Below are 17,405 nucleotides of genomic sequence, written 5' to 3' on the forward strand. Positions count from 1 at the left end.
CGCATTTATCGCTCCAATAGTGACTTTATCCTACAGAAATGAAAACATCAATACGGTGGCGGCGGTCCACCTCTGAGCGATGTTGAGGTACTTGTGAGTTTGCATCGATAACCGCCAGTCACGGGCGATGCATGTCGCAAGCGGGCGGACGCCTCCTTATATCGCGCTGACGTGCCATCGGATACTTGATTCATCGCTGCGTCCCAGCGCCTGCGCCAGCCCCGCAAGGCCACCGCGCGATTGATTTTCGGTGACACCGTCACCTAAGTTTGTGGCGTGCAGTGAACGTCCTGGGCACTGCTGGTCTCAATCTTGCAGCTGAAACCCCACTGTTCCAGGGCATGGGGCACGAGGCAAATCATACGAACAGGGCTCGCCGCCGGTTACCGCAACGTACTGGAGGTTCAGCCCTGCTGGGCAATCATCGAGACACCTCTTCTGCTGTGAAGCTGACTAAACGGCGGCTGTCGACAGTCTTCAGCGATATTTCCAAACCAGCACTCGTCCTGTTGCCAAGTACGTTTGGTAGGCACGCCGGTAAAATGGCCTTCGTCTTTGAGGGGCTGGAAAATTTCGTTAAGCAGGTACTGCATACATTTTTCGTGATGACGGTTGCGGATAAGACTGATAAGACTGAGTATTGCACCTGTCTGATGTCACTAGTGGGGCCACAGCTCTGAATAAAACTCCGGGACGTTTTGACCCAGAGTGGAGTCGACAACCAGCCTTACGCTTGGCCTTTCACTTCACGCAGACCGTTGAACGGCGCGCGGTCACCTAGGGTATCTTCGATACGAATCAGCTGGTTGTATTTTGCCACGCGGTCGGAACGGCTCATCGAGCCAGTTTTAATCTGGCCAGCCGCGGTTCCTACCGCCAGGTCGGCAATGGTCGCGTCTTCGGTTTCGCCGGAACGGTGAGAAATGATGGTGGTATAACCGGCATCCTTAGCCATCTTGATCGCTGCCAGCGTTTCAGTCAGCGAACCAATCTGGTTGAATTTGATAAGGATGGAATTGGCGATACCTTTGTCGATACCTTCTTTCAGGATTTTTGTATTGGTCACGAACAGATCGTCGCCCACAAGCTGGATCTTGTCACCCAGCACTTTAGTCTGGTAAGCAAAACCCTCCCAATCGGACTCGTTCAGGCCATCTTCAATGGAAACGATCGGGTACTGTTTGGTCAGATCTTTTAGATAATGAGTAAACTCCTGAGAGGTAAAGGTTTTGCCTTCGCCTTTCAAGTTGTAGTTACCGCTTGATTCTTCAAAGAACTCAGAGGCCGCGCAGTCCATCGCCAAGGTGATGTCTTTACCCAGTACATAACCGGCTTTCTCAACCGCTTCCTTGATAGCGTCCAGCGCCGCGGCGTTGGATTCCAGGTTCGGCGCATAGCCGCCCTCGTCACCCACGGCGGTACTCATGCCCTTGCCCTTCAGTACATCGGACAGATTGTGGAACACTTCTGAACCCATACGTACCGCTTCTTTGATGGTTTTCGCGCCGACTGGCTGGATCATGAATTCCTGAATATCGACGTTGTTATCGGCGTGTTCACCGCCGTTGATGATGTTCATCATCGGCAGCGGCATCGAAAATTTTCCAGGGGTGCCGTTCAGCTCCGCGATATGCTCATACAAAGGTATGCCTTTAGAGGCAGCGGCGGCTTTGGCAGCGGCGAGCGACACGGCCAGAATAGCGTTGGCGCCAAATTTGGATTTATTTTCGGTGCCGTCCATGTCGATCATGGTTTTATCCAGCGTAGCCTGATCTTTGGCGTCTTTACCGCTCAGGGTCTGAGCAATAGGACCGTTCACCACGTCAACCGCTTTAGTAACGCCTTTGCCTAGAAAACGGGATTTGTCGCCGTCACGCAGCTCTAGCGCCTCGCGCGAACCGGTGGAGGCGCCCGATGGCGAAGCAGCCAGACCAACAAAACCACCCTCCAGGTGTACTTCTGCTTCTACGGTCGGATTTCCGCGGGAGTCGATGATTTCACGGCCAATGACTTTTACAATTTTGGACATTCGTATTTCCTCAAAACATAATTCCTGACTGACTGCCGGCGCCGCTAGCGCTCTGGCCGCCCCTATTTTTATTTATGCGCGTGTTTTGATAGTCGCCCGCCGCTTTGACGAAGCCCGCGAATAACGGATGACCATCACGAGGCGTCGAGGTGAACTCCGGGTGAAACTGGCTGGCGACAAACCACGGATGATCCGGGTATTCGATAATCTCCACCAGCTTATTATCTCCAGACCAGCCGGCGACGCGTAGCCCGGCGGCCTCAATGTGTTTCAACAGTATATTATTAACTTCATAGCGATGGCGGTGGCGTTCCATAATAGTGGCCTCGCCGTATAATGCTCGCGCCAGGCTGCCGTCCGCCAAGTGGCAGGGCTGGCTGCCGAGGCGCATGGTGCCGCCCAAGTCGCTTTGCTCGCTGCGCATTTCCACATTGCCGTCCCCATCGCGCCATTCTGTAATAAGCGCTACCACTGGATACTTACAGTCTGGTACAAATTCGGTAGAGTTGGCATCCCGCATTCCCGCCACATGGCGAGCAAATTCGATTAACGCTACCTGCATACCCAAGCAGATGCCTAGGTAGGGAATCTTTTGCTCACGCGCGTATTGCGCGGTCAGGATTTTCCCCTCCACGCCGCGATAGCCGAAGCCGCCAGGAATGAGGATAGCGTCTAAATCTTTCAATATTTCGACGCCGCGGGTTTCAATATCATGAGAATCAATCAGGCGGATATTTACCGTCAGGCGATTTTTCAGTCCGGCATGTTTCAGAGCCTCAATAACCGATTTATAGGCGTCTGGTAACTCGATATATTTACCGACCACGCCAATGGTCACCTCACCGACCGGATTTGCCTGCTGGTAAATCACACTCTCCCATTCTGACAGATCCGCCTCGGGACAGTTCAAGCTGAATCGTTTACAAATATAATCGTCTAGCCCTTGCGATTTCAATAGCGCCGGGATTTTATAAATCGAATCAACATCTTTAAGCGAAATCACCGCCTTTTCCGGCACATTACAGAATAAAGCAATTTTCGCTCGTTCGTTGTTTGGCACTGACCGATCGGAACGGCATATCAGCACATCAGGCTGGATGCCGATGGACAGCAGATCTTTCACCGAATGCTGGGTCGGTTTGGTTTTCACCTCCCCCGACGCCGCCATATAGGGCACAAGGGTCAAGTGCATGTAGAGGGTGTGCTCGCGTCCGACTTCCGCCGCCATTTGGCGAATGGCTTCCAGAAATGGCAGCGAGTCAATATCCCCAACCGTACCGCCAATCTCCACGAGCACTACATCATGACCTTCGCCGCCTTCGATAATGCGTTCTTTAATAGCGTTAGTGATGTGGGGAATCACTTGAATGGTGGCGCCCAAATAGTCGCCGCGGCGCTCTTTGTACAGCACGTCAGAATAGATGCGGCCGGTGGTGAAGTTGTTGCGGCGCGACATTTTGGTACGGATGAAGCGCTCATAGTGCCCTAGGTCTAAATCTGTTTCGGCACCGTCTTCGGTGACGAATACCTCGCCGTGTTGAATAGGGCTCATGGTGCCTGAATCCACATTGATGTAGGGGTCCAGCTTCATGATGGTAACGTTAAGGCCCCGGGCTTCGAGAATGGCCGCCAGGAAAGCTGCGGCAATGCCTTTACCCAAGGAAGAGACGACTCCGCCAGTCACAAAAATATAGTTTGTTGTCATGCTGAACCTGATAAATTAGGTGTAAAGACGGAATAACGAAGACGGGAAAATAGTATACCTGAAGCCGCATTGCGCCACAAATACCCGCTTGCTCATCCGCCCGAGCTCCATTGCCGGTTGCGCGTCGCACCGCCCAGCGAATGATGACAAACTAATTAAATAACAATCCTATGTGGGCCATATCCCATGTCGCAACGCGTCCACCATCGCGGTGCATCAGCGGCGCCTGGGAGCCTGCCCGTGTCGAAAAGTCGCGAGCTGACTCGGCAGTGAATGCTCACACCTCTTTTCCGCCATTTGCGTTAGGCTTGTCTGCGCAAGCGTTAGCTCCTGTGCATCAATAATGGCTTCTATCTAGCGAAAGCGGCGCTCGAATTTTAGGTTAACCTGTTGTAGAGCTACTTCTGCCGTCTGGCCAAAATGCTACGACAGGTTTACCGTGGCGAACAGCAAATCGCCTACCTCTTTACAAGCTTGGCTGAGTCCACCTCCGGCTTACGCGCCTCATGCATGACTTCATCGTTCTCTTCATGTACTTTCGTCACCACCGGCCCGAAAGTGGACAAGTCAAAACCCACTACCGAGCACGCTGCTAGATTTTCCGCCCACTCCTGCGCCTTCAGCCGCTTCCACTGCACAATGTCCACCGAGACGACCGGTTCTGCGCTGAACAGGTGCAGATGCCGACACTCAGCTTATCGCTGATGACCTCACAGATAACGGTGAAATCGAATCGCCCTGCTTGCGCGCCAGGCCAGCGTAAAACACACCCGGAACAGCAGATCGACCGGCTCGGCGCACAGGTCGCCAAAGTCGCTCCGTGCGATAGCGTCGAGTATTTCATAGATCTCCTCCAGTGTGCATGGCGATGGAATCAAAAGTCTGGCTTTCATCCCGGGATAGCTCCACCTGTGGGTCGCGCAGACAGATCATGATGGCAACAGTCTGTGCAGGCCGTTGCGGCATGCGGTTTTAGATACAGAGCATCCTGTGACGAGTCAGTTACCGCGCAGCCAACGCGCGTCAATGATATCCGGCAGTTGGTTGAGTTTCGACAGTACCCACTCAAGCACCTGCTGGTTATAGATCTCAATATCCATATCAATTGTGGCCAGTTGTTTTTTCACATCGCTGCGGCTAGCAACGCCGAGCACGTTGACCTTCTCGTTGGCTAGAATGGTGGTGATGTCACGCAATAGGCCGCTGCGGCCGCTGGCTGTCACTCTAACCACCAGCGAGTATCCGCTGGAGTAGCTTTCGCCCCACACCGCGTCCACAATGCGTTCCGGCGCATTTATCTGCAGATCAGCCAGCTGCTCGCAATCAGCGCGATGGATGGAAATGCCGCGTCCCTGAGTGATAAAACCGCTGATATCCTCCCCAAGGATCGGCTGGCAGCAGCGGGCAATATGGTGCATCAGATTGCCTACTCCTTCCACCACCACCCCGCCGTTACCGCGGTTGCGCGGCACCGGTAGGGTTTTCTGCGTCAGTTGACGCAGTGACTGCTTGTCTTCCTCTTCGGCGCTGGGTTTGTTCAGCTTGCTTTGCAGGTAATTAGCCATCTGGTTAATGCGTACGTCGCCGCCGCCGATGGATGCCAGCAGTTCATCGAGCGTATTGACGTTGTAGCGCGGCAGAAGCAGTTTTTCCGCCTCGCGCATGCTGATATCCAGATGTTCTAGCTCCTCTTCCAACAGCTGGCGGCCGGCGGCAATGTTTTTATCCCGGTCCTGCTTGCGAAACCAGTGATGGATTTTTGAACGCCCGCGGCTGGTGGTAACATAACCCAAATTGGGATTCAGCCAGTTGCGGCTCGGATTTGGGTGTTTCTGGGTAATGATTTCGACCTGATCGCCCATACGTAACTGATAGGTGAAAGGTACGATACGGCCGCTGATTTTAGCGCCGATACAGCGGTGGCCCACATCGCTATGAATATGGTAGGCGAAATCCAACGGCGTGGAACCAGCCGGCAAATCCATCACGTTTCCTTTAGGCGTAAACACATAGACGCGATCGTTAAACACCTGGCTGCGCACTTCGTCGAGCATCTCGCCGGAGTCCGTCATTTCTTCTTGCCAGGCAAGCAGCTTGCGCAGCCAGGCAATGCGCTGCCCATAGTCGGATCGGCCGCCGGTCAGGGCGGCGCCGCCCTCTTTATACTTCCAATGCGCGGCCACCCCCAGCTCGGCATCCTCATGCATCTGACGTGTACGGATCTGGATTTCCAGCGTTTTGCCGCGCGGGCCCAACACCACGGTATGGATCGATTGATAGCCGTTGGGTTTCGGGTTGGCGACGTAGTCGTCGAACTCATCTGGCAAATGGCGAAAATGGGTATGCACAATGCCGAGGGCGGCATAGCAATCCTGAAGGCGCTCCACCACCACGCGCACCGCGCGCACGTCGAACAGCGCGTCGAATGCCAGCGTCTTTTTCTGCATTTTGCGCCAGATACTATAGATATGTTTCGGCCGGCCGTAGATATCGGCCTTCAGCCCTTCCTCCTGCATGGCCTTGCGCAAGGAGGCGACAAAATCTTCGATATACTGTTCACGGTCGATACGCCGCTCATGCAACAACTTGGCGATGCGTTTGTATTCTTCGGGATGCAGGTAGCGGAAGCAGAAATCTTCCAGCTCCCACTTAAGCTGGCCGATACCGAGACGGTTGGCGAGCGGGGCGTAAATATTGTAGCTCTCTTTCGCTGCCAGCACCCGTTCGTCTTCTGGCGCATCCTTCAGCTCGCGCAAATGGGCGATACGCTCGGCGAGCTTTATCACCACGCAGCGGAAATCTTCGACAATCGCCAGCAACATGCGGCGCACGTTGTCTACCTGCTCCGGCGCCATAGAATCATTGTGGGTTGCCTTCAACTGGCGGATGGCGTCCATATCGCGCACGCCGTGAACCAGTTCGATGATACTTTTGCCGAATTCCGCCCCCAGCACCGTCTCTTCTACCACGCCGGCATCGGCCAGCGGGAACAATAACGCCGCGCACAGGCTGTCGTTGTCCATACTGAGCATGGACAAAATTTCCACCATTTCAATGCCGCGCCACAGCAACAGAGGGGCATCAGGATGGTCCTTGCACTGCTGCTCGCAGTAACGCCATGTGTCGGCCAGCCGTTCACTCGATTGCGGATTGGCGAGGCCAAGACTCGCAACCCAGTCGTCCACGGCAAACTCGTCCGCCTGGTTTAAATGTGCACTTCTTACCGCAACCATACCCACTCCCTATCTTGCAGAGATGCCGGAACGCTTGATAAAAACGCCATCGACTTAAAATGGCCGCCATGTGGAAACATATCCAGCATCACCAAGCGTGCCAAGGTGTAGCCTGCCGCCAAAAAAATTTGCTATTCCGCACAAGGGTTGCCGGATTGCATCGCCTACGCCGCCAGCAGGGCAACACGCCGGCCGCACCCGCTCTGTCCGGGTTAAGTAATATCTTATCAAGTCCACCTATGGCTCTACGGTTGATGCATCACATCTTTCTCAAGATTTTGTGAAAAAGTCACCCTGCTTAGTGAATTACTCTGCGCATTATATTGCCCATTTGCTACCAGCGTCGCAACCCCTCAACGCCGATGACCTGCCCGCTCAAACGTGCCAACGGCAGAGTAACATTGCCATGCTACAAAATAGATCCAGCACCCATTCGCTTGGCGCCAGCGCCCAGCGAATCCAGCGCCTGGGACACCATTTGCCGGTTGACTTTGTCGTTGATCTGGAGAAGTCACGCAGACCGAAACGCAGCGTCAACGCCGCTACCCGATAATGGGGTGGCTCGCCGCTGAGGCATTCAGGCGTTCGCTATCTGGCACGCGCCGAGGCTGGTCTGATAGGCGGCAGCGAAATCCAGCAACCGGCGACGATCCCTCACCAGCGGTTGCAGGCGCCAGCACTATCAACAGACCGTTATCCACCGCCGCCAGTTCCACATGCTCCAACTGCGCCACGGCCAGCAACCCCTGTAGACATGCGCATGAGGGCACGATAAGCCGCTCGAGCTTCGGTCAAAAAATCGGGCAGAATATCGACTAAATCGCTCGACTTTGCCTGCTGATAACCCATGCTAAGTTGGCTGGATTTCGGGCGATAGATCAACCTCAGGCACACGCGATGCCGGTGATCATGGACACTGGATACGATTTGCGCCACCTCGGGCACCGCGTCTGGCTGTTCGCGCGCCAACAGCCTGAGATGAGCATGGCCTTTCTCGGTGGCGCGCTAGCCCCTGGCCGAACGCATCCAGTTGGTCACGCAGAACCGTAACTCCTTCCCGGGTCGCCACGCGACGGTTTGCAGAGTAGAATTGTGCCATAGATTACCGGAAACGCCCTTGCAACATGAGTCTGAGGCCATGCTCCCATATTGACCGCTATGACCAAACACAGCTTGCGCGCGGATGATGATACTGATCCTGACTTCGACTCTTTCACTGGCTTGCTGCTTAGCGTTTTTGTTGTGACGCTTTCAACATCAATTGGCGGACGCTGGCACCAGCATTATCGAGCCGCTGGCGCTGTTCAGCGAATACGGTATGAGGTTTCACAATCGCGAATCGGTACACCATCTGGTTAATCCGCTTCATTGCCACCATTCGTATATCGTGCGGTCCATCTTGCTGTTCAACGTTAACAATACCCTATTCGCACCTCCAATTATCAACAGAATAGGCGCGGTTAAAGCTGCCGGATGGCGCGCCGCTCCCCAAGGGGCCGACGTTGTTGCACTTGTGGTCGTCGCTCATCTATGCGCATGCCCATCGTGCACGAGGAAGTCTGTCGGACGACGAGCGCGCGTACAGTGTGGCCAGCGACGCGATAAAACGCTTAGTTATATCGCTATCGAACTGGATGTGGACGTGGTGCAGCTACAGCGGTACAAAGAGGCGTTTATTTCCACACTGCTGTTGCTGTGTGCCTTTGTTGCGCTTAGCTGTTTGCCTATAGGCTGATGCGCGATGTCACGGACCCTATCCGCATATGGTCAGCGCTGTCGATCGTATCCGCCGCAGCCAGTTGGACAGCCGGGTTGAGGGCTACATGCTCGACGAACTGGATATGTTGAAAAACGGGATGAACGCCATGGCGATGTCACTTAGCGCCTACCATGAAGAGCTGCAGCAGAATATCGATTAGGCGACTTCGGATCTGCGTGAAACCCTCGAGCAAATGAAAATCCAGAGCGTCGAACTGGATGTGACGAAAACGCGCCCAGGAGGTAGTGCGTATCAAGTCGGAATTTCTGGCGTACCCGCCAGGCGCTGAAAACGCCGCTCTCCCCACCCGGCGTGACCATTTGCTTGCAACCAATTGAGCGATCTGGTAATCATCTACTCAGTATTATTAACGACGTGCTGAACTTCTCTAAATTGAAAGCCGGCAAACTGATGCTGCAAACAATTCCCTTCGCACTGCATACCACACACTGGATGAGGTGGTAATCCTGTTGGCCCATACCATCCATGAAAGGGTCTGGAGCTAACTTTACAGGTACAGCGCGAAGTTTCGGAATATGTCATCGGCGATCCGCTGCGGCTCCAGCAGGTGATGACAAACCTTATCGGTAACGCTATTAAATTCACCAAGCAAGGGCATATTATCATTTGCGTCAACCGCCAGAGCCACGAGCGGGAACGGGTGAAGATTAACGCACAGATCCTCGATACTGGTATCGGCATCGTCGAACGCCAGAAATAACAGCTATTCCAGGCTTTCCGCCAGGCCGATGCCAACATTAACCCGTCGTCACGGCGGTACCGGTCTTGGGCTGGTGATTACGCAAAATTGGTGCGCAGCCACATCGGCCTGAGCTCAACCTTTTAGTTCCATATTCCGCCTCAGATCAACTGCCACGCCTGAGCGGATCCGCATCGCCACAATGCCATGATGCATCAGCGTCTTGTGTTGATCGAGACCAGCAGCGCGTCGGCGCAAGCCACCTTCGAGCTTTTGCTGACACGCTGCTAGAGGTCAGTCACTATCCCGATATGGATGCGCTGGGCGATGCGCAGGTGAATATTGTACCCATCGGTAACCCGGTGACCGCAACATTGTCGCTGACTGAAATGTGCTACGAGCTGCTGCGGGCCAGCGGCTATGCCTGCTGTATCATTCTGGCGCCGCCAGGCGCATGAACGGTGGAAGTGGAGCTACCAAAACAAATGGGCACGGACGCTTGTCTAACCAAGTCGGTGTCCAGCCAGTGTCTACTGCCGCTGCTGCAATCGCCGCCGGCCCTGCGATCGGGTGACGAGCTCAAAGTCGTCGCACCCTGCCTGCCGCTAATCGTGATGGCGGTAGATGATAATTCCGTCAATCCTGATCGGCGCCCTGTTACAAGAACAGAGAGCACACCATTTTGTAACAGTGCCGCTATCCGTCTGCGTCAGCAAAAGCCGCTGGATATTATTCTAATGGGTATTCAGATGCCGAAATCGATGGTCTTCGCGCCGCGGAACTGATTCGCCAACTGCCGCTTTACGCTAATACGCCGATCGTGGCGGTCACTGCCTACACCATTTTCGATCTTAGGCGCTAATCGCCTTTCTGCCAGATCCAGTGGGTGTCAATAGCGGTGGGTTTGCCAGGAGTAGCCGCACCAACATTGGTAAACATCGCCAGCGAAATACCGAAATGTTATTGAAGCAGGACCCAAGTTAGGCCCCAATCGTCACACAATTGCGCGACCCGCACCGCGCCGTGCATTTCATTGTCCAGAAATGCAGGTCAGCAAGCGGAATATCCACCGCCTGCAACATGACCGCATAGTCATTTCCTCCAGTTAGTGGCAATCATGTGTCGCTATCAGTAAGCCTGTTGTACGGCAGAATTGGCCATTAGCCATCGCCGTTTGACCGTGATACGGGCATCGGGGAAATGATTCGCCAGCGCCATTATCGCATTCAATCATAAGATCAATATCCGCCTGAACATTAATTCTTAATGCTGCTGCTGAATCGCTATTTAGATTAAAAATGTTCACTCCTATTTCCCTACTGTTCAGAACACCACTACGAAGCTATTCAGCCAATGGATCGTTATGTGCACCGTCCGTTGCGGACGCCGGGTTTTGACTCGCCGCGCGACACCCCCTGCGGGCTCACTACCGGGAGGCCGCTCTACCATGAATAACACGATGATGGGCACAAGCGCGCATAAAACACGCTCGCATTTTTGGATCCTGGTGGTGTTATTCATCATCAGCACCGTCAGCTATGCCGACCGGTCTACACTGTCCATCGTCGGCCCGCATGTGCGCGGGATTTGGGTTTAGATCCGCTGTAGAATGAGCTGTATCTTCATCGCCCTTCGACTGGGTGTATACCCTCACTCAGCTGCCGGGCGGCTGGTTACTGAACCAGTGCGGATCTAAAAGTCTATCGTTGCGCCATCTTGATCTGGTCGGTATTTGCCTTTTGCAGGGCTTTATCCATTTCTTCGCCAATGCCGACATGATGCTGTTTGCACTTCATGTGTGGGTTTTACCGAAACGCCAGTCATGCCGGCCAACAGCCGTATCGTTTCCACGTTGGTTTTCGGTGCGGGAACACGGCACCGCCTAGCAATATGCTATGCTTGTGGTGTTCAACCCGCGGATCACCCATGGGTGTGGTGGGGATTGTGCTGTCGGCGGTGTGAGTGAAAACCATGTACAGTCCACTGACCATCCGCTGGTGAGCCAAAGCGAACGGGAGTATCTGCGCGCCGCAGTTAGGCTATATCAAACAGTGGCTGTCCAGCCGTATGCTGTTGGATATTTATCTGGCCCATTATTGTGTTAATACGATTACCTGGTTCTTCTTGTCCGGTTTTCCCATTTACTTGGTTAAAGGACGCGGCATGTCGATTCTGGAGGCGGGTTTTGTCGCGGCACTGTCGGCGGTTTGCGGCTGTATCAGCGGCGTGCCGGGCGGTGTGTTTCCCGCCTATCTGCTCAACCTCGCTTATTCGCTGTCGGTGGTGCGCAAAACGTCCATCATCGTCGGCATGCCGGTCGGCACGCTGTTAGTATGATTACCTACAATTACACAACCTCCGATGTAGCGGTGGTGGCGGCCATGAGCCTGACGTTCTTCGGCAAGAGCATCGTCGCACTCGGCTGAACGGTGAACGACGACACCGCACCTACAAATTGTCAGCCTCAGCGGCGGAGTTTTAATTTAGTGACACAAACCGGTGCCATCACCACGCCCATAGCGATTAGCTACATTCTACAGCGCACCGACTCCTTTGACGGCGCGCTAACTTATGTCGCCGCGAACCGCTTGATGGTTATCGTTATCTATTTGTTTATCATCGGCGAAATCCAGTGCCTGGAGCTAAAACCTCTTGCGGCCTGGGCGCCTCCCAGCCCGCGTGACTGTATACCCGTACGTTTAGTCTATACCCACTGCATTTACCTTGACGCCGGTATCCGCCCGCGCTTCTGCCTCTTAATACTTGATATGAAACCTGCGCTGGCCTTTACCGTTGTTCGTCTTACTATTTATCTGCCTTGGTATCTGTGATTACATCATTATCAGCATTGGCATCGCACAAATATCCGCATCTCAGACATTATTATCCAGCTGTAGCGTTACATACAACAGCAGCCGATCGTTAAAGTTGACTAGATCAGGTCGAAAATGCGGTTCAAATGGTATTTCACGAGGTTGGCGTCGGCTGAACGTTATAGCGAAACCAGGCGATAAAGATTCGCCGCAATAAACCGTTGCCTATATGGCTTTTGTTGCCCAACGGCCGCACAAGCTCATTGGCCTGACGGCGGTGCGCCTGAAGCAGACGAGCCCACGGTTCGGTGAAAAGTTACCCAGCGCGCGATACGCGCCCATAGGCGGCTGGCTTTTGGTCATGCGGGAATAGGCTATCCACGCGGCGTCAGCATTCTGGCGCCCGTAGCTGTTCAGCGCCAGATTCAAAACCACCATTTCGGTCTGGGCGATAGTGATAAGGTTATCCCGCTCAGGGGTAATCAACAGGGTTTGTGACTGTTGCATGCAGTTCGGGCATGGAGTTATCGACGTCGAACTGCCCGCTGTCCACTTCCACCGCCGCCGCTACACGCAGCTGAAATATCGATCCACAGGCGCTGCGCCAATTCGGACAGCGCCGGCGTCACTTCTTCGGCGCGGATAAGTTCATCACCAATTCTTCGCGCAGCCGGCCGTCCTCTGCCAGCATATGCCAGCATATATAGCAACTGTGCCTGCTCCAGCGCCATCTCGGCAATCTGCACACCAATTCGCCATATTGGCGCAGCTGGCCAGGGTTACCGGTTAACCCGATGACGCCGACGATATTATCGTCGATTTTCAGAAGCAGATTAATCCCAGGACGCACGCCATGTAAATGCTTGTCCCGTCGTCGATATTCACCACCTGTGTTTGAGACAGCACTAGCAGCGCGCTTTCATGCAGCTCACCGACGCTCCATCGCCACTGCCGATTATCCGGCCACGGGCGTCCATCACGTTACTGTTGCTGTCAATTATCCGCATGGTTCTTGCCACGATTTTTGCGCTAGCTTGCTATCAAGATGATAAGTCGTCATCGCTGTCCTCAGCGCTGATTGCTCAATCTTTGCAGCATTCTCACAGCAGCATCCCTGGCATTGTGCAAACACACAAAGTCAGAGACTACTGGTGAGTGTAATCAGTTATTGCGCCAGTAGATATAGCGAAGTATCACCGCGGCGAATATTCAGCGCTAGCACATTGGGTCTAGTGTCGAGAATTTTGCGCAGCTCGCCGATATTTGCCACCGGCTGCTGATTCACATCGAGAATAACATCGCCCTTTTTCAGCCCGACCCGCTCGGCGGTACTACCGACTTTGACGTTATCTACCCGCACTCCTTTCTGGCCGTCAAACTCGGTATTACTGAGCTCCGCGCCTTCGATGCCGGTAAAGACCATCCCGGAATCCACTTGGGATTGCGTACTTTGCTCCAGGGTAACGGTGACCGTGACCAGTTTACCGTCGCGCAACAGGCCGAGGGTCATTTTAGTACCCACCAGCTGCGAGCTGATATTGGCCCGGAACGAGGCGAAGCTGTTCAGCGCCTTGCCGTTCATAGTGACGATCACATCCCCCGCTTTTACGCCGGCTTTCTCCGCGGCGGATTTCGGCATTACCTGGCTGACGAATACGCCGCGCTGGGCATCGATCTTCATGGCTTTCGCTAGTTCCGGCGTTAACTCGCTGCCGAGGATGCCAATTTTTCCGCGTTTTACCTGACCGAATTCAACAATTTGCTTGGTCAGGTTTTTAACCATATTGCTCGGTATGGCAAAACCGATGCCGATATTACCGCCATCCGGCGCCAAGATGGCGGTATTAATACCGATAAGCTCGCCGTTCAGATTCACCAGCGCGCCGCCGGAATTACCGCGGTTGATGGCCGCGTCGGTCTGGATAAAGTTCTCATAATTTTCGATATTTAACCCGCTGCGTTCGAGCGCCGAGATAATACCCAAGGTCGCCGTTTCCCCCAACCCGTAGGGATTGCCGATAGCCACGGTATAATCCCCGACCCGCAATTGATCGGAGTTGGCCATTTTGATGGCGGTCAGGTTTTTGAAGTCAATTAGCTGCACCAGCGCAATATCGGATCGCGGATCCTTACCGATAAGCTTGGCGTCGAATTTACGTCCGTCGTTAAGCTGTACCTGTATTTTAGACGCATCATTCACTACATGATTGTTGGTCACTACATAGCCCTTATCGGCATCGATAATGACCCCGGCTCCCAGTGCCTGAAATTTTTCCTGGGCCGGTGCGCCATCTTGGTCGCCACCGTCATCGCTCCACTCATCGTCGCCCTGACATAACGGTGACGCTTGGAAAGGCGAGCCGTCCTGGCACAGTGGCGACTTTTGACCGAAAAATTGCTTTAGTTGATCTGGTATTTGCAGTGACGTAACCGGTTTACTGCCCTCGACATTGATACTCACTACTGAGGGAACAACTTTTTCCAGCATCGGCGCCAGGCTGGGCAACTGCTGATGGATCGCGGCGGTTTCTGCCGCAAAGACAGAGACGGAAATGAGCACCATGTCCAGACTGAGAGCAAGCGCCATCAGGACCAATGTGGATTTTTTCATCTATGATTATCTCGACTTAATAGCAAAGGGAGCACTATACAGAACGTACCGCGTTTCTCCATAAGAGTTATGACCCGTAGTTCAGCACAAAGAAAGCAGCAAAGGTAATATATTGATTTTCTTTACAAATGTATCCATCAGCCGATGATATTCATCCCAAGCATAAAAATCGGTCATACCGCTCATATAATCCTGGATTAAACGCGCGCGATAATGAATTCCATCATGGGTTGTTGGCCGGCGGGATAGCGGTTGACCGTTTCCATCGCTTCGCCATAGACCAGACGATGTTTGGCGGACAGTTCATGATATAGGCGGCTGGCGATAGGATGAGTGGGATATAATCCCCTCTGCCGCCAGCCGTTGAGAATCCTGCTGCGACATGTCAAGCAAGGGGTTATAAATTTCCAGCAACCCACTTATCATCCGATAGCCAGCAGTTCCAACTGCTCGACTTCAGGATGATTAAACATATGCTTGAAAGCAACACTTTTAAATATCTTTAACAGCCGAAACGCCGGACTAGAGTCCTCCGGCAGCGCCTGATTGAAACTGCCGTCGTAAATGGGCGACAGATTATCCAGAAAACGCTGCGCCACATTATCCAGAAAACGCTGCGCCACATAATACGATACTAACCGCGCCACGGTATTGACTGTCACTTTATCGAACAGATCGCCTTTAACGACGCTGCCCACTCTTTTGCAGGAAAAGACACGGTTGTTTCACGTTAAAGATTTTTTCCACCGCATCTTCTTCGGTTGGCAATGCAATCAGAAATGTCGTCGACGGCTTCCATAATATACGTCAGCGAAAACGGTGAAATTCCCCAATTCGCGCCGCAGCGTTTGGACATACTTTTCTTCCGCGAGATAAGGCCCTGGTTTCTGCATGAGATGGCTGAACGCCGCCGGCGCTGGCTCCTGCCAGTAGGCCGAGCGGGTGTACTCAAGAATACAGCCGATACGCACAGGTCAACTTAAGCTTCGGAAGACTACAAATGCGGCCGCTCAGCGCATTGTTGTCTTCGTCGCCGGCGCGCAGGAGCAGGCTGGCCCCTGGCACTGATCGTTACCGATGATATTCTGCTCCGGGCTAACGATATCCAGCTGGCGACGAAAGCAGTCGTTGAACGATATAGCGGCCCGCCTGTTATACCTCCAGCGAGCGGGTCAGGCGCGAGCGTACCGCCGCATTGCGCTCAAGGGGAAACCTGGGTTTGCTGTAGCCGGCGTATTGCAGCGAAATTGATGATGCGACCGCGGTCACTCTCAAATCGATGGATAGTAGCATAATCACCTTCAGAACTTATCGCCAGACTAAAAGGACGTTGGAAACTGATTTTATGACTGAAGTTGATGTCAGACATGTTTCCACGCGTGAGACCCGCACTCTATTGTAACACTAATGCCCGCCGGCAAACGCACCCTACCGGCCGTTATTTCCCCTCAGCAGGCGTGCTAGAATGCGCACTATAAACAACCCGCTATCATTTAAAACTCGCTATTTTCTTAATAGGAGTGCTTTGTATGAAAATTGGTATTATCGGTGCAATGGAACAGGAAGTCGCTCTGCTGCGCGACAGCTTGAATCACTCTATCCTTCATCAGAAGGCGGGATGTGAAATTTATACCGGTCAGCTACACGGCGTTGAGGTAGTGCTGGTGAAATCCGGTATCGGGAAGGTTTCCGCCACGCTTGGGACCACGCTGCTGTTGGATCATTTCAAGCCTGAGCTGGTCATCAATACCGGTTCCGCCGGCAGTCTGGAGCCATCACTGAAAGTCGGCGATATCGTGATATCTCATGAAGTACGCTATCACGATGTCAACGTCACTGCCTTCGGTTATGAGCCAGGACAGATGGCACAGTGTCCGGCGTCGTTTAATGCCGACCCGTCGCTAGTGGCGCTGGCGGAGAAAATCATCGATCGCCTCGGCATGCACGCGGTACGTGGTCTGGTGGTTAGCGGCGACGCTTTTATCAATGACGCGGAAGGGCTAGCCCGTATCCGCCAGACCTTCCCGCAGGCAATCGCCGTAGAAATGGAGGCTACCGCCATCGCCCATGTGTGTCACCAATTTGCCGTACCTTTCGTAGTAGTGCGCGCCATCTCTGATGTCGTAGATCAAGAGTCTCATCTGAGCTTTGAAGAATTCCTCACTGTGGCGTCGCAAAGCGCCTCCCGCCTGGTCGAGGAAATGGTGCATGCGCTGGCTGGTCAGCGGTAAATTCGACTACGAACGCGCGACACTGGCCGCCTTACTTTGTCTGCTGCTAGTCTAGCCGGCGCTGGGAGCGCGGTGTGTGATAAGCCTGGCGCCTCACACGATGGAGTTGGCTTGCGCCGCCGGCATGAGCGAAGTGCCGGCGGCCACCGGCAACTGGTCGGATTACCCTCCCTCGGCGCGTCGCCACAAGCGGGTCGACTCGTGGCGGGACGTAAACATCGAGCGAACCTGGCGCTGAAATCGGATCTAGTTCTAGGCTAGCGCGACTGCAATCCGCAGCGCCGCGATACAGACGCTGGCGAGCTTTAACATCCCGGTCATGCA

General features: G+C 53.8%; 17 protein-coding genes and 5 pseudogenes. 12 read left to right on the top strand and 10 right to left on the bottom strand.

The annotated features are described in order from the left end of the window. Window positions 1–30: 30 nt before the first annotated feature. Window positions 31–533: pseudogene (locus GPOALKHO_RS06595) on the bottom strand (hypothetical protein). On the opposite strand from GPOALKHO_RS06595, the gene GPOALKHO_RS06600 reads away from it, so the two are divergent. Next, window positions 444–680 (top strand): hypothetical protein, encoded by a 237-nt coding sequence (locus tag GPOALKHO_RS06600; RefSeq protein ID WP_406703502.1) that lies wholly within the window; start codon window positions 444–446, stop codon window positions 678–680. The pseudogene GPOALKHO_RS06595 and the gene GPOALKHO_RS06600 sit on opposite strands and share 90 nt — an antisense overlap. Before the next feature lie 47 nt (window positions 681–727). Here the strand turns inward: GPOALKHO_RS06600 and eno are convergent, their stop codons facing one another. The 4 genes and pseudogenes from eno to relA form a co-directional block, all read right to left on the bottom strand. Beyond that, entirely contained in the window at window positions 728–2,029 is a 1,302-nt protein-coding gene (eno, locus tag GPOALKHO_RS06605) for a phosphopyruvate hydratase (RefSeq protein WP_406701797.1), read from the bottom strand. Window positions 2,030–2,039: 10 nt separating this feature from the next. Further along, a complete protein-coding gene (gene pyrG / locus GPOALKHO_RS06610; RefSeq protein ID WP_406701798.1) occupies window positions 2,040–3,734 on the bottom strand; it encodes a glutamine hydrolyzing CTP synthase in 1,695 nt (564 codons plus the stop codon). Window positions 3,735–3,950: 216 nt separating this feature from the next. Then, window positions 3,951–4,700, bottom strand: a pseudogene (locus GPOALKHO_RS06615) (MazG nucleotide pyrophosphohydrolase domain-containing protein). Window positions 4,701–4,732: 32 nt separating this feature from the next. After that, window positions 4,733–6,967, bottom strand: coding sequence for a GTP diphosphokinase (relA, locus tag GPOALKHO_RS06620; protein ID WP_406701800.1), 2,235 nt, complete (start codon window positions 6,965–6,967; stop codon window positions 4,733–4,735). Window positions 6,968–7,373: 406 nt separating this feature from the next. Here relA and GPOALKHO_RS06625 point away from each other — a divergent pair, with 406 nt between their 5' ends. Next, window positions 7,374–7,520 (top strand): hypothetical protein, encoded by a 147-nt coding sequence (locus GPOALKHO_RS06625; protein ID WP_406701801.1) that lies wholly within the window; start codon window positions 7,374–7,376, stop codon window positions 7,518–7,520. On the opposite strand, the gene GPOALKHO_RS06630 is transcribed toward GPOALKHO_RS06625, so the two are convergent. Beyond that, the gene (locus GPOALKHO_RS06630) at window positions 7,510–7,737 is read right to left on the bottom strand and encodes a hypothetical protein (protein WP_406701802.1); all 228 of its coding nucleotides are present in this window, start codon (window positions 7,735–7,737) and stop codon (window positions 7,510–7,512) included. The two genes, GPOALKHO_RS06625 and GPOALKHO_RS06630, sit on opposite strands and share 11 nt — an antisense overlap. Before the next feature lie 491 nt (window positions 7,738–8,228). Between GPOALKHO_RS06630 and GPOALKHO_RS06635 the strand changes: the two genes are divergently transcribed. From GPOALKHO_RS06635 to GPOALKHO_RS06655, 5 genes are all read left to right on the top strand, one after another. After that, window positions 8,229–8,702, top strand: coding sequence for a hypothetical protein (locus tag GPOALKHO_RS06635; protein WP_406701804.1), 474 nt, complete (start codon window positions 8,229–8,231; stop codon window positions 8,700–8,702). A 28-nt stretch (window positions 8,703–8,730) separates the two neighbouring features. Next, window positions 8,731–8,886, top strand: a complete 156-nt coding sequence (locus tag GPOALKHO_RS06640; RefSeq protein ID WP_406701805.1) for a HAMP domain-containing protein — start codon at window positions 8,731–8,733, stop codon at window positions 8,884–8,886. Between the two features lie 411 nt (window positions 8,887–9,297). Next, a complete protein-coding gene (locus tag GPOALKHO_RS06645) occupies window positions 9,298–9,447 on the top strand; it encodes a hypothetical protein (RefSeq protein ID WP_406701806.1) in 150 nt (49 codons plus the stop codon). A 290-nt stretch (window positions 9,448–9,737) separates the two neighbouring features. Beyond that, window positions 9,738–9,884 (top strand): hypothetical protein, encoded by a 147-nt coding sequence (locus GPOALKHO_RS06650; RefSeq protein WP_406701808.1) that lies wholly within the window; start codon window positions 9,738–9,740, stop codon window positions 9,882–9,884. Between the two features lie 27 nt (window positions 9,885–9,911). After that, a complete protein-coding gene (locus tag GPOALKHO_RS06655; protein ID WP_406701809.1) occupies window positions 9,912–10,211 on the top strand; it encodes a hypothetical protein in 300 nt (99 codons plus the stop codon). A gap of 76 nt (window positions 10,212–10,287) precedes the next feature. Here GPOALKHO_RS06655 and GPOALKHO_RS06660 read toward each other — a convergent pair. After that, window positions 10,288–10,612: pseudogene (locus GPOALKHO_RS06660) on the bottom strand (enolase C-terminal domain-like protein); the annotation flags it as partial. Between the two features lie 273 nt (window positions 10,613–10,885). Between GPOALKHO_RS06660 and GPOALKHO_RS06665 the strand changes: the two are divergent. The 4 genes from GPOALKHO_RS06665 (at window position 10,886) to GPOALKHO_RS06680 (ending at window position 12,257) form a co-directional block, all read left to right on the top strand. Then, complete coding sequence (locus tag GPOALKHO_RS06665) at window positions 10,886–11,023, top strand: hypothetical protein (protein WP_406701811.1); 138 nt, start codon at window positions 10,886–10,888, stop codon at window positions 11,021–11,023. A gap of 109 nt (window positions 11,024–11,132) precedes the next feature. Further along, window positions 11,133–11,312, top strand: a complete 180-nt coding sequence (locus GPOALKHO_RS06670) for a hypothetical protein (protein ID WP_406701812.1) — start codon at window positions 11,133–11,135, stop codon at window positions 11,310–11,312. 181 nt (window positions 11,313–11,493) lie between these two features. Beyond that, window positions 11,494–11,763 (top strand): hypothetical protein, encoded by a 270-nt coding sequence (locus GPOALKHO_RS06675; RefSeq protein ID WP_406701814.1) that lies wholly within the window; start codon window positions 11,494–11,496, stop codon window positions 11,761–11,763. 149 nt (window positions 11,764–11,912) lie between these two features. Further along, a complete protein-coding gene (locus tag GPOALKHO_RS06680; protein WP_406701815.1) occupies window positions 11,913–12,257 on the top strand; it encodes a hypothetical protein in 345 nt (114 codons plus the stop codon). 42 nt (window positions 12,258–12,299) lie between these two features. On the opposite strand, the pseudogene GPOALKHO_RS06685 reads toward GPOALKHO_RS06680, so the two are convergent. From GPOALKHO_RS06685 to GPOALKHO_RS06695, 3 genes and pseudogenes are all read right to left on the bottom strand, one after another. Continuing rightward, a pseudogene (locus GPOALKHO_RS06685) lies at window positions 12,300–13,299 on the bottom strand (sugar diacid recognition domain-containing protein). 105 nt (window positions 13,300–13,404) lie between these two features. Next, window positions 13,405–14,850, bottom strand: coding sequence for a serine endoprotease DegP (gene degP / locus GPOALKHO_RS06690; RefSeq protein ID WP_406701817.1), 1,446 nt, complete (start codon window positions 14,848–14,850; stop codon window positions 13,405–13,407). Between the two features lie 81 nt (window positions 14,851–14,931). Next, window positions 14,932–16,219 (bottom strand): annotated as a pseudogene (locus GPOALKHO_RS06695) (dGTPase). 160 nt (window positions 16,220–16,379) lie between these two features. On the opposite strand from GPOALKHO_RS06695, the gene mtnN reads away from it, so the two are divergent. Beyond that, entirely contained in the window at window positions 16,380–17,081 is a 702-nt protein-coding gene (gene mtnN, locus GPOALKHO_RS06700; protein ID WP_406701819.1) for a 5'-methylthioadenosine/S-adenosylhomocysteine nucleosidase, read from the top strand. Window positions 17,082–17,405 lie beyond the last annotated feature (324 nt).

The organism is Sodalis sp. (in: enterobacteria), from assembly GCF_036327475.1.
Taxonomy (GTDB): Bacteria; Pseudomonadota; Gammaproteobacteria; order Enterobacterales; family Enterobacteriaceae.